The organism is Pantoea sp. Mb-10 (assembly GCF_021272205.1).
GTDB lineage: Bacteria > Pseudomonadota > Gammaproteobacteria > Enterobacterales > Enterobacteriaceae > Pantoea.
Genome location: NZ_JAJSDX010000005.1, coordinates 298336 through 312374, shown reverse-complemented (window position 1 = coordinate 312374; position 14039 = coordinate 298336). Strand labels below are relative to the sequence as shown.

General features: G+C 53.8%; 9 protein-coding genes. All 9 read right to left on the bottom strand.

Features of this window, described 5'->3' with window-relative positions; genetic code table 11:
- Positions 1 to 176: 176 nt before the first annotated feature.
- Positions 177 to 1484, bottom strand: coding sequence for an SIR2 family protein (locus LU196_RS12845; protein WP_232757454.1), 1308 nt, complete (start codon positions 1482 to 1484; stop codon positions 177 to 179).
- Positions 1485 to 1627: 143 nt separating this feature from the next.
- Positions 1628 to 2857: a deoxyguanosinetriphosphate triphosphohydrolase family protein gene (locus tag LU196_RS12840; RefSeq protein ID WP_232757455.1), complete on the bottom strand. Its 1230-nt coding sequence runs from the start codon at positions 2855 to 2857 to the stop codon at positions 1628 to 1630.
- 583 nt (positions 2858 to 3440) lie between these two features.
- Positions 3441 to 4763, bottom strand: coding sequence for a PAS domain-containing methyl-accepting chemotaxis protein (locus LU196_RS12835; protein ID WP_232757456.1), 1323 nt, complete (start codon positions 4761 to 4763; stop codon positions 3441 to 3443).
- A gap of 200 nt (positions 4764 to 4963) precedes the next feature.
- Entirely contained in the window at positions 4964 to 6199 is a 1236-nt protein-coding gene (locus tag LU196_RS12830; RefSeq protein ID WP_232757457.1) for an MFS transporter, read from the bottom strand.
- A gap of 88 nt (positions 6200 to 6287) precedes the next feature.
- The gene (locus LU196_RS12825) at positions 6288 to 8642 is read right to left on the bottom strand and encodes a GNAT family N-acetyltransferase (protein WP_232757458.1); all 2355 of its coding nucleotides are present in this window, start codon (positions 8640 to 8642) and stop codon (positions 6288 to 6290) included.
- Positions 8620 to 9936: a lysine N(6)-hydroxylase/L-ornithine N(5)-oxygenase family protein gene (locus tag LU196_RS12820; protein WP_232757459.1), complete on the bottom strand. Its 1317-nt coding sequence runs from the start codon at positions 9934 to 9936 to the stop codon at positions 8620 to 8622. Before LU196_RS12820 ends, LU196_RS12825 begins: the two co-directional genes overlap by 23 nt.
- A gap of 9 nt (positions 9937 to 9945) precedes the next feature.
- Positions 9946 to 11499: an aspartate aminotransferase family protein gene (locus tag LU196_RS12815; protein ID WP_232757460.1), complete on the bottom strand. Its 1554-nt coding sequence runs from the start codon at positions 11497 to 11499 to the stop codon at positions 9946 to 9948.
- 420 nt (positions 11500 to 11919) lie between these two features.
- The gene (locus LU196_RS12810) at positions 11920 to 12450 is read right to left on the bottom strand and encodes a GNAT family N-acetyltransferase (protein ID WP_232757461.1); all 531 of its coding nucleotides are present in this window, start codon (positions 12448 to 12450) and stop codon (positions 11920 to 11922) included.
- Positions 12451 to 12521: 71 nt separating this feature from the next.
- Positions 12522 to 13589 carry a mechanosensitive ion channel family protein gene (locus tag LU196_RS12805; RefSeq protein WP_232758220.1) on the bottom strand — a complete coding sequence of 356 codons (1068 nt, stop codon included), beginning with the start codon at positions 13587 to 13589 and terminating at the stop codon, positions 12522 to 12524.
- Between the last annotated feature and the right edge of the window lie 450 nt (positions 13590 to 14039).

Sequence of the window (14039 nt, the reverse complement as noted above, 5' to 3'; positions counted from 1 at the left end):
AGGTTATGGCCGTGAGGTTGTTCATCTCACGGTCCCGGCATAACGTCTACTGCCCGCATCTGGCCCGTGTTTTGATCACCGCGATGAGGACGCATTCAACCGCGTCCAAAATGTAAAATCGCAAAAGGGACTGATTTCCCCATCATCGCTTGTGAAGGGCTCGCGTTAATATGTGTTTATTCTATGCCATCCACGATTGTTAGCGCATCCTGGCGCGGATTATTTACTTTAATATGCTTTCTTATCAAAATCCGATTAGAAACAGTGATTGATGACCAGCGCTCTTGCCATGATTTGTATGCATTCCATGAATAGCCAAAAGAGTAATCTTTACTCATTGTCGCCATAGATCGGATTACAGCATCGAGGTATTTATCTTCTATCGTTGTGCCTTTTAATTCAAAAATAGCGCCCAGGTAAATGAGCCAACGGGCCAGGTGCTCATATTGAACCCAGGCATTGTTCTCTCGAGTGAAATCTGTTTTCCGTTCGATGATATCGCCAATCACCTTCACGACAGCCTGGTTGTTCCAGCTCAAACCTTCCGCAGAAATGGCAGAGATGATTTGATAAAAAGAGTCTTCAAGTTTTAAGTAATCATCGGTAAAAGCATAATTTTCATACACTACTTGCCGAATGGATTTCAACGATTCTACAGACACCTCTTCCGCTTTCGGTATGGCAGCATTGAGTTTGTCAAAGAAAGACTCAAGCTCAAGCGAATCTAACACCCGAATACCATAGCAGTGGGAATAATAATCTTTAACATTCTGATCAACGACGCTTCTTGAAACGAGAAATATATTTGAACCCACTACATGACTTTTCGAGAAACCTTTGTAATCATTGATAATTGCCTTCAGGTTTGTGTCGCCAAGCGAGTAACCTAAAATGACAACCGTGTTTTCATGTAGAACTGTGCTTAATTTTCGCGAAAAATAAGAATCAGCGTTTAAGAACTTAAAGTAGTCGTCTGAGGTAATCACCATGTTTTTGGGTGAGTCTATAGAGCCATGCACATGATAAACTTTGATATTTGCAGAAGATCTTGGGATGGGCAGCCCGGGCGTAATCGATTGAACACTATTTTCAGCCGTCAACGTTTCCGCGAGTTTATCGTAGTTGGTCGTGACAATTCGAAATGGACGGTTTTGAAAGAACGCGCTGATGTTTTTGTTTTCACCGCTCAGCGTGATGGCTTTGATAATATCAGCAACTTCATTATAGATATCCTTATCTTCCGCCGCTAATTTTAGAGAAATGATTTGTGCCGCTTCTTCCAGGCTCAACGCTGAGGGTTTATCTTTGGGAAAAAGCGACGCCTTGAATTTTGCTGAGTTGGGTATGGCGTCACATAATTTTTCCAGCAGTCCTTGCCATGTAGGGGCTGTTCCACCTGATACTGCTTTTGAAAAGCCAGTCCCGGTAAATAAACAGAGTCGATTCGTTGCTGCTGCATAAGCGATTTCAAATATTTCACTCATTGAGAATTCCTTTTATTCATGATGAATGGGAAAATTTTAAATGCACATAAACAATATTAGGAAAGGCGCCAAATAATTTTGGCGCCTTTGGATAAATATGGCACGAGACACGCATTATTTATCGCGATACTTCGCACACTCTGTTATTTACGACAGTGGGTCTCCCACTCTTTTATCGCAAAGGTATCCATCATGCCAGAGATATAATCCACTACGGCACGCTGCTTTTTAGGTTCGAAATCATCACTTTCTTTCTCCGGCAATGAAAACTTCAACTCCGGTGACAGAAACTTATAATTTTCGCCAGAGGTATAAAAGCAATACAACTCCTTAAGGATCGTGTTGCCCTTAAACTCGTAAGTGAGGATATTCCTTTTGCGCATGATCACTTTGAACAAACGTTTCTTCAAACCTTCAGAGAGTTTTTGTAATTTCCCAAAGCCAAGCTCTTGGAATCCAGACTCGCCCGACACAACGGAAATATCCCTCACCAGGCGATTAACGATGGTGGAGGTGAGCTCTTTACGGAAGATCATGGCAAATTCTTCTGAAGACCTCAGCGAAATGGCTTGGCTGGCTATCTCTTTTGAGGTGCTGACGATATCGCAGAAATCTTTTAAGGCGTCTTGATACTCTTCAGAGATACGAAACTCGTACTCGATATCCTCGATCGTCACCATATTTCTGCTGAGTGCATCTTCGAGATCGTGTGCGGCGTAGGCGATTTCATCGGCCAGATCCATAATCTGGGCATCGATGGTTTTCTCGCCGGGTTCAAGCTGTAAATTGCCGTTTTCAACTACTCGCTTATAAAACGCATAGTCATCGTTGTAGAGAAATTTCTCCACGCCTTCTTTTTTCTCAAGCGGGTACTTGATCACGGCAAGTAAACTGCGATAAGTCAGATCCAGCCCCGCACAGTGCGCATATTTTTTTTCCAGTTTGCGTAAAATACGCAGCGCCTGTGCATTCCCCTCATAACCGCCAATGTCTGAAGAGAGTTCATTCAGCAATTTTTCCCCTGAATGACCAAAAGGCGGGTTACCGATATCGTGCGCCAGCGCGGCCAGTTCGACGACAACATGGTTTTGAAGCCCCAGATCCGCGGCGATGCTGCGTGCTATCTGCGCGACTTCGAGGCTGTGCGTTAAGCGGTTTCGGTTGAATTTTTCCGGATCAACTTCGAAGAGCTGCATTTTACCCTGAAGCCGCCGAAACGAAGACGAGTACAAAATGCGTGCATAATCGCGCTGATAACTGTCCCTGTCGCGAACTTCATCGTATGAATCCGGGTGCTCCCGCTTGTTGCCCAACGCGTCGATGAGCTTTTGCTCTTGTGCTTGAGCAAATTCTTTTATGTCTTGATCGTACATCGTACTTCCTTGTGGATTTTTATAAATAAGAAAAAAGCGTCTAGCTTTAAAAGGCAGGGATTATTCGCTGCAGATTAATATATCTTTAAGGTCATAAACATTTCAATACTTACCGAGGTGATGCCCCGAAAATTATACTGACCAGTAACGCCGTGATGCGTTATTTTGTTGCAATAACGGCGTCTTTTTTATGAATGCAGCAAGTAGCACGCGCGATGCCAGTCCTCACGATGCCCTGGTTAAGCAGGCACTGAGGGTGCCAGATAAGATTTTCACGTCATGCTGAGGCGCAATAAACACCTTGCATTAAACGTTCAGCGACCGTATTAAAGACGGCGTTTTTTTGCGTTTTTGTTACCAGAGAGTATTGCGCTGTCGGTTTCTCGCCGTTTACGCCGCGTAACAGCGGCTTGCTACGGATTAATGAAAGCCGTGACGATCACAAGGTATAAATGCGTCGGCTGGAGTGCCTTGAAGGGGTTATTGGCAGTATCGAAACGATCGGCATCTTTTCGCGCTCACGCTTTGCACCGCGGCAAAGCGTGAGCGCGTATTGCACAGTCTATGCTTGTCCAACGCGCCTTTATTCCGCCTCCGCGGCGCGAGCCACCTCTCTGACGGCGTTTTCCAGCTGTGCGGAGTGGTGCTGAATGCTGGTAATGACTTCCCCGGCTTCGCGCATAAACGCCACGCCCTGCACCGTGTTGGTCAGGGTGCTTTCAATGCCGCTCAGCACGTCGCGCGCCAGCTGATGATTGGCCGACACCACGCGCTCTATCTCCTCCGTGGCGTGGCTGACGTTGGCCGCCAGGCTGCGCACCTCTTCAGCCACCACCGCAAAACTTCGGCCGGAGGCGCCCGCGCGCGCCGCTTCAATGGCGGCGTTAAGGGCGATTAACCGCGTCTGCATCGCAAAGCCGCGAATGGTGCTCACCATGCCGTCAATGCTGTCGGACTGGCTATTCAGATGCGTGACATCCGCAGAAACCAGATTCATGTCCTGGGAAATTTGATCGATCATCTTGATGCTGCTGGTGATCACCGCACTGCCGTTCTGCGCGCTATCGCGCGTCTGCACCGCCATATTCCAGGCATCGACGGTGGCCTCTTTCTCCTGCTGGTTACGCAGCACTTGTTCGGTGACGTCGGAGGCAAACTTCACGATCTTGTACAGCTCCCCTTTGCTGTTAAACACCGGATTGTACGTCGCCCGAAGCCAGAGCGGCTCGCCGCGGCGGTTACGTCTTGGAAACTGGCCGGAGAAAAACTCGCCCTGATTGAGCCGTTCCCAGAACTGGCGGTACCCCTCACTGCGGGAGAGAGTGTCGGAGCAGAACATGCGGTGATGTTGCCCCACCACCTCTTCGCGTCGGTAGCCGGTGACCTGCAGGAAATTGTCGTTAGCATCCAGCACAATACCGGCAGGATTAAAGGAGATCACCGCCATGGAGCGCCCAATCGCCGTAATCACCGCTTGTTGTTCCAGCGCCGTCTCCATGCGCGCGGAGATATCTGCCGCTATCTTGATGATTTGCACCACGTTGCCGCGTCGATCGGTCACCGGGATATAGCTGGCCTCCAGCCAGACGGTGCGGTTTCCCTTCGCCAGGCGCATAAACTTATCGCTAAAATGTTCTCCCGCCGCCAAACGCTGCCAGAACTGCGCATATTCCGGTGAATGCACCAGCTCGGGCGGACAGAACATGCGGTGATGCTGGCCAATAATTTCATCGGCGCGATACCCCATGGCGCGCAGAAATTGCGGGCTGGCTTTTTGGATAATGCCATCCGGCGTAAACGCAATCACCGGCATGGTACGGAACAGCGATGCAAAGGCGGCGGAAGACCGCAAGCCATGCCGGCCGGAAAAGAAAACAGAGGCGAAATTCAGGAGGGTTGAAAACATAGCGGCAATCCGATCGTATTGAGATTGCTCAGGTTATCGGCCATTTTGCCGCCCACATCATTTATCACTGTGATAGTTGCGACTTATTATTATGTGATTTTGTTAAAACCCACGTAATTCAGTGCTTTGCGTCATCAATAACGGGGTTCTCAGCACCCCGAGACCGTAGCCTCAGGGTGCTGATTCGATGTCAGCACGCTTCACGCAAGAGACAGTGCCTGTTGGCGGCGTCGGTGCTCCCGCAGAAAACGCGCGGTCAATGCCAACCACAGCAGGCCGCAGGCGAGGTTAATCAGGCTAAAGCCTGCGGCGGAAAAAGAGAAATACGCCGCTTTCGCCGCCTCAATGCCCAGCGCAAACACCAGGATAGTCACCATGCCGACCAGGGCCGCCACGCTGCCCTTGCCCGCCGCGCTGGAAAACAGCGTCATCCGGTACAGCCCCGCGCTGACCAGCCCGGTGCCGAAACCATACAGGCTTAGGCCGACCACCAGCCACAGGTAGGGCTGCGCCTGAAACACGCTTGCGGCGGCGGCCACCCCCAGCCCAACGATCAGCGGCCATGCGCCCATGCGCAGCGGCTGCGTGACGGGCAGCCTACTGGCCAAACGCCCCAGCGTGAGGTTCCCCGCGATCATCGCCAAAAAGACCGGTAGTTGCAGCAGCGCATAATCCAGGCGGCTGAGGCCCGCACCCTGCATCAGCATCACCGGAGAAAGCGCTACCCACGCCAGACAGGGCACGGTAACCAAGCCGATCGCCAGCGCGCCGCGCATTACCTGGCGATCGCGTAGCAGCCGGGCGTAGTTTTTACCGAGTGCCGGAAGGGAGATCGACGTGGTCTTGTCACCCGCGGTTTCTGGCATGCCAATCCCCAGCCCCACCAGCGCCAGCGCGGCTAAGCCGCCAAACAGCCAGAACATGACGCGCCAGTCGCTCACCGTCAAAAACAGCGCGCCGGCCAGCGGCCCTGCCAGCGGTGCCAGCAGCGCCACGTTGGCCATCAGCGCCATGATCTTGATACTGCGCGCTTCATCAAAAGCCTCCTGGATGGCGGCGTAACCCACCGCGCCAATAAAGCACAGGCTGATGCCCTGCAAGAAACGCAGCAGTATGAAGTGTTCGATGCGCGTCACCCAATGCATACCCACGCAGACCAGCATAAAAAAGGCGACGCCCGTCAGCATGACGGGTCTACGGCCAACGCGATCGGAAAGCGGCCCCAGCAACCATTGCAGCACCATGCCGCCCATCAGGTACGCGGTGAGCGAGGTGGATACCCACTCAGGCCCGACGTTGAACTCGCGGGTCACTAACAGCATACCCGGCTGGATCATGTCATGCGCGATATAGGTGGTAAATTCAAACAACACCAGCGAAAACGGAAACAGACAGTGGCGCCAACGGCGTGGCATCACCGGTGAAGAAAGGGACATTGCAAAAATCCTTGCGCAAAAAATAGAGCGGCGCGACCGCCAAAACGATCGCGCCAGCCAAGGTGACAACGTCACGCATAGCGCGTGATTATCGCCACGCGGCGAGGGGGTTGGTCAGGGTGCCGGCGAATTTCAGGTTTTCCGCCGGGTCGGCCAGATTGATCATTTGCTGGTTGTTCGCCAGCTGCAGGCGATTAAGGCAAGAGCGCGTAAATGCAGGCGTAAACAGGTCGTAGCGCGCAAATTTGCTGGCTAACTGCGGATGTGCCTGCTGATACGCTTTCACGCACTGCGCCACGGCATGCCAGAACTGCTCCTGCGGCAGGGCGCCTGATTGGTGCAGGATCGCGCTGATGAAGCGGAAAATGCAGTCGAACACGTCGGTGAAAATCGACAGCAGTTTGAGCTCGTCCGGCACCGTGACCGCCAGCCGCGTCACCTTCTCCGGCAAGACGGCCTCCGGGTCCATCACGGCGATCTCTTCGCCGATGTCTTTCATGTAGGCACTCACCGGAACATTGTTTTCCAGCAGGATAATCAGGTTTTCGCCGTGCGGCATAAACACCAGGTCATGCTGGTAGAAACAGTGCAACAGCGGGCTGAGATAGCACTCAAGGTAGCGCGCTACCCAAGCCTCTGCCGTCAGGCCAGACGCCGCAATCAACGCGGGCAGCAGCGCCTGCTGGTGGCGATCCACATGCAGGAAAGACGCCATGGTCATCAGCCGCTGTCCCGGCTGCAGGTTGGCTGCAGGATTGTCGCGCCACAGTGCGGCAAACATCTTCTTAAAGGCGGAATCGCCCGTAATTGCCTGTTCGTAGTAACGGTTGTGGTAGCCCACCGCCGCCACCTCGCGCAGAATGCGGAAATTGCAGCGCTGCAACCACGCATCCCCCGCCACCCGCTGCGCCAGCCATTCGTTGATCGCCGGCGTGGTCGCCATGTAATACGGCGACAGGCCGCGCATAAAGCCCATGTTGAGTACCGACAGCGCGGTTTTTACATAGCGCTTGCCGGGCTGGCTGCGGTTAAAGAAGGTGCGTATCGATTGCTGTGCCTGATAGCTGTCGCTGCCTACCCCAAGATAAACGATGTTCTGGTTGGCGATATCAGCCGCAAATACCGTCAGCAATTTATTCTGCCACTGCCAGGGATGCACGGGCATCAAAATATAGTCACTGACAGAGAGCCCTTTCTCGGTTAACTGCTGATGAAACGCATCCAGCGTCTCCGCGCCCAGTTCGTCGCGCATCAGCTGTTCATAGCTGAGATCGCTCAGGCTGGAGAAATGGGCGTTGCGCTGATGCACTGCCACCCATACCAGCTGCACAGGGGCGGCGGCTTCCGGCGCATAGGCGAGATAGTCTGCGGCATCAAAGCCGATACGGCCGTTGTTCGCCACAAAGCAAGGGTGCCCCTCGGTCATGGCGGCCTCCACGGTTTGGAAATCCGCATTGACCAGCGCCTGCGCGTTCTGGTTAGGCTTGGACAGCTTATAGGCGCTGCTGCAGAGCGTACTGCTGATCTCTTCCATGTAGGTCGCCAGCAGCGACGCCGGAATCCCCAGCTGCGGATGAAACTCCACGATAAACTGCAGCGCGTCCAGCGCGAGCGGGCGTCCATTCTCATCCTTGGTCAGGGAGTCGACCTCAATTTCCCAGTGGTCCAGCGCCAGGCGCTGCGCGCGGAAGGCGTAAACGATTTCCGATCCCGGCACCGCCAGCGCAAATTGGCCTGCGGCACTCTCCTGTGGCGAAATCAGTTTTTCATGGGCGAACTCGGCAATGGCTTTGCGGATCAGCAGTCGGTTTGCTTGCGTCCAGTTATCGCCCGCTAAATGGGCACCGGTAAGAAATGAGGATGATTGGGTCATGGTCAGCGGATCCTGCTGTCGTGCGTGTTCATAGTCAGCCCGCTGGCAGAACGCCAGCCAGGCGGTTTTGTTTTCCATATCAATAGTGTGCTGGTAGCGGAATCCCGCGCGCCGGTTCAGGCGATGAATTTTTTCATTGCGCACATCTGGCTCCACCACCACGCGCCCCACCTGCGGCAAGCTGAAGAGATAGTCCATGGCAACGGTGAACACCTGCCAGCTGAACTGCTTCACGGGGTGCGTGGCCGGCGCGATAAGGATATGCAAACCATAATCGTCCGGCGCGGCCGGATAATGTCGCCCGACCTGATCCTCTTGTGCGCGGTAACACTCGATCAGAAAAACCGGGATGTCATCGCAGCAGCCGATCAGCGCTGCATGCGGATTGGACGTCGTGAGCGTGCGGTAGAAGTGCGCTACCTGCTCAACGCTGTCGTTCTGCATGCCCCAAAACCGGGCATAGTCGCGCGTGACCCAGCGGTGAATTAACGCAGCGTCGGTCTCTTGCCACGCCCGCAGGGTAAAGCGTCCGGCAGGACGCTCGGCGTTAAAAAGCGGTTGTGCGGTCATGGCAATGCTCCGTGGGGGCCGGAAATGTTTGAAAAGCAATCTGCGTCTCAATGGGATAGACCTCGCGGCCGGTGAGCGCACGCAGAATCACCGCGTTGCGGTAACAGGCCATGCCTAAATCGGGCGTGACGAAGCCGTGGGTATGTAATTCGGCGTTCTGTACAAAGATTTGGTTGTGGTGGTCGATGCTGTAGTTGCGCTGTACGTCGTACCGGCCCTGCTCATCCCAGCGCAGGCGCGCGCTGATGCCCTCCAGGAACATTGGCGGACGGTAATGATAGCCTGTCGCCATGACCAGCCCTTCCGTGTGATGGGTAAAGGCCCGCTCCTGCTCCTGATGATAAAGCGACAGCTCGAATTGCCCTTCAGGCAGCCAGCGCATCTCGGTCAAGGCGGCGTGGGTATGCAGGTTGACGTCTAACTCGCCATCGAGCTGCTTGACGTAAAGCAGGTCGTAAATGTCGTTGATCAGCGTACTATTAATGCCCTTATAAAGGTTTTTATGCTGCGCGTTGAGCCGATCGCGTTTTGCGGGCGGCAGGCCGTGAAAATAATCCACCCACTCCGGCGAGGTCATCTCCAGCGTCAGCTTGGTATATTCCAGCGGGTAGAAGCGTGGCGCGCGGGTGATCCAGTTAAGCTGGTAGCCAAACTTATCAATATCCGTCAGCAGATCGTAATAGATCTCGGCCGCGCTCTGACCGCTGCCGAGCACGGTAATGGCGCGTTTCTGCTGCAAGGCCGCTTTGTTGGCGAGGTACTGGCTGGAGTGGCAGAAGCGCTTGCGGTACGGTTGCGCGCATTCCGGCACCCATTCCGTGGGGCCAGTACCTAACACCAGATGGCGCGCCCGCCAGGTTTGGCTTTGCCCATTCTGCGTATCCGTGGTGCGCACGCGGTAAATGCCCTGCTGCGCATCGTAGGTGACGTCAGCGACGCGGCTGTTCCAGCGCAGATTACTCAGAAGCGAACAGGCCCACTGACAGTACTGGTTATACTCTTTGCGCATCAGGAAAAAATCTTCGCGGATATAAAACGAATAGATCTTGCCCTTCTCTTTCATGTAATTGAGCAAACTGTAGGGGCTGGTGGGATCGGCGAGCGTCACCAGATCCGCCATAAACGGCGTTTGCAGATGCGCATTTTCCAGCATCATGCCGGTGTGCCAGTCAAAGCCGGGATTCTGGTCGAGGAAGATGGCGTTAAGCCCCTCAATCGGTTCACTCAGGCAGGCCAGGCCAAGATTGAACGGACCAATGCCAATACCAATAAAATCGTAGATTGTGTCATTCATTGTGGTGCCTCACTGCGTAACCGCACTCAGGGTGAACGCGCGCGTATGCTCGCGTCCGTAGTGCACAATAAGCTGGATAACGTCGTCGAGATCGGCGGCGGTGGTTGCGGGATTGAGCAGCGTGAATTTCAGATACTGCCGTCCTGCCACGCGCGTGCCCGCCACAATGGCATTGCCAGAGCGCGACAAGGATTTGCGGATCGCCGCGTTGATCTCATCGATACGGCTCTCGCTACACGCTTTTTGTGGGACAAAGCGAAAGACTTGGGTACTCAGCTCCGGGGCGTGCAGTACCTCAATGGCCGGATGGTCGCTCAAACGCTGGTGCGCCACCTTCGCCAGGGCCAGTACCGCGTCAAACGCTTCGCCCAGCGCGGCAGGTCCCATAATGCGCAGCGACAGCCACATTTTCAGCGCATCGAAGCGCCGCGTGGTCTGAATACTTTTATTCACCAGATTAGGTGTACCTTCCTGCTGCGCACTGAGCGGGTTGAGGTAATCAGCATGGTGGGTGACGTACTTAAGGTGCGTTTTGTTACGTACAAAGAAGGCGCCGCAGCTGACGGACTGGAAGAAGGATTTGTGATAATCCACGGTGACCGAATCGGCGCGCTCAATACCGTGCAGGCGCTGACGATGCTGCTGGGAAACCAGCAGTCCGCAGCCGTAAGCCGCGTCAACGTGCATCCATACCCCATTGCGCTCGCAGAGATCGGCGATGGCGTCCAGCGGATCGATACTGCCAAAGTCCGTCGTGCCGCCGGTCACCACCACCGCGATCGGGCAGAGCCCCTCTTCACGACAGCGCTGCATCTCGCGCGCCAGCGCAGTGACGTCCATGCGGTAGTGTTCGTCATGGTCCACGGCGACCACGGCGTCATAACCCAGTCCAAGAATGGCCATGGATTTTTGAATACTGAAATGACTTAACTTGGAGGTAAACACGCGCCATTTGCTGGCGTCACGGGGAAAACCGTGCTGTTTAATCAGGTGACCGCCGTGATGCGCCTCGCACCAGCTGTCGCGCGCCAGCAGCATCGCCATCAAATTGGACTGCGTGCCTCCGCTGGTGAAGATACCGTCTGCCGTTTGCGGTAGCCCGATGCGTTCCAGCGTCCAGTCGATGACTTTCTGCTCAATTAACGTTCCCCCGGCACTCTGGTCCCACGTATCAACCGAGCTGTTAACCGCCGCCATGATCTGCTCAGCCATCAGCGAGGGCAGCACCACCGGGCAGTTGAGATGGGCAAGGTATTTGGGATGATGGAACCAGACGGCATCGCGTAAATACAGCTGATGCAGCTCGTTTAACGCGTCTGTCTGATTACCCAAGGGACGTTCAAGGTCCACGGTTTTAAACTGCGTTGCCAGTTCAGCGGGCAGGATGCCGCTAAAGGGTTTTTCGACGCCCTGCACTGTCTGCGTGAGCATGGCCAGCACCGCCTGCGTCTGGTTGTCCCACGCGCCCAGCTGTTCGTCATTAAAAAACCAGGCTGGGGCGGCAGTTTTGTCCGCATCGTCAGAAAACGCTGACGCGGATTGAGCAGATGAACGTGTAACCATTTTTATTCCTTTCCGTTAGTTCTTAAATTCCTGCCTGCTGAGGGGGCAGCGGGTCTTCCTCGCGCTCACGCCCTTAACCGGACCAAATGCGCGAGTTCAACGCTGCGCGCGGCGTCCGGCACAACGGTCACGCGCAGCGATGCTAATGAGATTACCAATGATAATCATTATCATTACTTGATCCACTATTTTCGTCAACCCATAAGCGTTGCTGATGGCTTACGGTGAGCAGGGGTATCGTGGTGTGATTTTTTAAGGCATTGAAATAGAAGAGGAATCATTAAGCGCGACCGCGTATTTTACGCTGCTGGGGGTCGCGATATTAAGAATAATCTGGTGCGCTGCGGCGGCACGCAACGCTGCGCGGTGAGCGAGGTTAATGTGATAAAGGTGTGTATATGAATTAGCGAGGGTTTTAGCTCAGCTAAACGTAGGGTTCAACAGACCAAAAATCCAGTCATCGTGCCAGCGATCGTGCAGGAAATAGTTTTGCCGCAGTGTCCCTTCCTGCTGAAAGCCCGCGTTCAATAAGGTGCGGCGTGACGCGTGGTTGCCCGCCGTGACCGTGGCGGTCAATTTGCGAAAACCCTGAACCTCAAAGGCATAGCGAACGATATCCCGCAGGGATTCACTGCCAACTCCCCTGCCCTGATACGCTGGCGCCAGCAGAAATCCCACCTCGGCAATACCGTCGCCGCGGTCAATGAAACCGGTTAGCCCCATCGGCACATCGCGGCCTCTTGGATGTATGACCAGACATAGCCAGTGCGCGCAGCCCTTCTCCCACGGCGGCAAACGCGGCTCGAACGTCTGCTGCCTGATGACGTCCTCCGCGCGCAGCGCGCTGATGAAATGCATTACGCGGGGATCCTGCTGCAGCGCCAGAAAAAAAGGCCAATCGCGGGCCTCAAGCGGCCGATAATCCAGCCGCGCAGACCTCACTGCTTTCATCCACGTTCCTCCTCTCTTTGGGCAAATAAGGCACGCAACGGCGCGTCCTTGCGCAGCACCCCTTTGTGGTATTAAGGCGCGGCGGAATCGGTCAAGGTCGCTCGCACGTGCGGCAAACTCTGCGGATAGTGCTGCTGAATAAACGCAATCATCTGTTCGCGCACGTGGCAGCGTAAATCCCAGGCCGTGGGCGAATTTTGCGCCGTCATAAGTAAGCGAATGGTCATGGTTTTTTCACTGGTGTCGGTAACCTGCAGCACTTGAGTTTCACGATCCCACAGTTTGGTTTCACTGAGCACTTTTTCAAAGTGCGCGCGCAGCACATCCAGCGGCATGGAATAATCCACATACAGAAAGACCGAGCCTAATATCTGCGCATTATTACGCGTCCAGTTTTGAAAAGCATTCTCAGTGAAATAGGTAATAGGCAACACCAGCCGCCGCAAATCCCAAATGCGCACCACCACATACGTCAAATTGATCTCTTCAATCCAGCCCCACTCTTTTTCCACCACCACGGCGTCATCAATTTTAATCGGCTGCGTAAAGGCGATTTGAATACCGGCAAACAGATTGACCAGCGATTTTTGCAGGGCAAAGCCAATAATGATCCCGGCCACGCCAGCGCCCGCCAGAATGGTGGTGCCAAATTTACGCACGCCAGGAATACTGAGTAAAATCAAGGTGACGCAGAACGAGACCAGCAGGACGATAACGATTTTTTTGACATACATTAACTGCGTGCGGATTTTTCTGGCGCGCAGGTTATTCGAGAGATTAATGTCATAGCGTAAAAACAGCATATCCTGCGCAACGTTGGTGAGCTTTATCAATACCGAACACAGCGACAAAATAATAAAAATGTTGAGCAGCGTGGAGAGGAAGTTTTGTGACGCTGGCGCGACATTAATGTAATTCATTCCCACATTAATCAATATTAAGGGAATAAACAGAAACAGCGATCCGCGCAGGTGCTTTTCCAACGATTTAAACAGTTTCCTATCACGCTTTTGCCAGTAGCGAATAAAGCCAAGCAGAATGAAGCGGGCCAAAAAACCCACAATCAGCGACAGTGTGACGAGTAACACAGCAGGCACCCAAGAGGGCATACCTGATAACTCACCCAAGATAAACGGCATCATTTCCCCTTTTTAATCCGCAAACAACGCAACGTTGTTCAATGATCAAACCAACCAGTAACCTTATCGTTTGGGTTATCTGTGAGCAGTACATAACGCCCATAAGTGTATGAAACATTTCGCGCTCTCACCGTCTGATACGCTAAAAAACGCCGATGACAAGGTTTACCAAACGTTAGCTCTCCTATAACGCATTGGAAAGAATAGCGTAAACCGCTTCACCGCCTCCGTTACGGCGGTTGCGTGGTCGCACTTCGCCGGCAGCACCGCAAGCACGTGGCGTGGGCGACACCGATCTGCTTTACCCGCGTCATGATGCCCTACCGGTGAATTAAAGATTGTGGAACGGGTTACCGATAAACAGAGACGGATACACTTAACCTGGCTCGATGGCTTCGCGCATTCACGTCCTGTCTGCATGACGTTGTGCCGCAGACCGCGTTTCTGGCT

What these genes read in the sequence shown, in the direction of transcription:
- LU196_RS12845 (WP_232757454.1), bottom strand. Translation starts at nt 1,484, where the DNA reads ATGAGTGAAATATTTGAAATCGCTTATGCAGCAGCAACGAATCGACTC.
- LU196_RS12840 (WP_232757455.1), bottom strand. Translation starts at nt 2,857, where the DNA reads ATGTACGATCAAGACATAAAAGAATTTGCTCAAGCACAAGAGCAAAAG.
- LU196_RS12835 (WP_232757456.1), bottom strand. Translation starts at nt 4,763, where the DNA reads ATGTTTTCAACCCTCCTGAATTTCGCCTCTGTTTTCTTTTCCGGCCGG.
- LU196_RS12830 (WP_232757457.1), bottom strand. Translation starts at nt 6,199, where the DNA reads ATGTCCCTTTCTTCACCGGTGATGCCACGCCGTTGGCGCCACTGTCTG.
- LU196_RS12825 (WP_232757458.1), bottom strand. Translation starts at nt 8,642, where the DNA reads ATGACCGCACAACCGCTTTTTAACGCCGAGCGTCCTGCCGGACGCTTT.
- LU196_RS12820 (WP_232757459.1), bottom strand. Translation starts at nt 9,936, where the DNA reads ATGAATGACACAATCTACGATTTTATTGGTATTGGCATTGGTCCGTTC.
- LU196_RS12815 (WP_232757460.1), bottom strand. Translation starts at nt 11,499, where the DNA reads ATGGTTACACGTTCATCTGCTCAATCCGCGTCAGCGTTTTCTGACGAT.
- LU196_RS12810 (WP_232757461.1), bottom strand. Translation starts at nt 12,450, where the DNA reads ATGAAAGCAGTGAGGTCTGCGCGGCTGGATTATCGGCCGCTTGAGGCC.
- LU196_RS12805 (WP_232758220.1), bottom strand. Translation starts at nt 13,589, where the DNA reads ATGCCGTTTATCTTGGGTGAGTTATCAGGTATGCCCTCTTGGGTGCCT.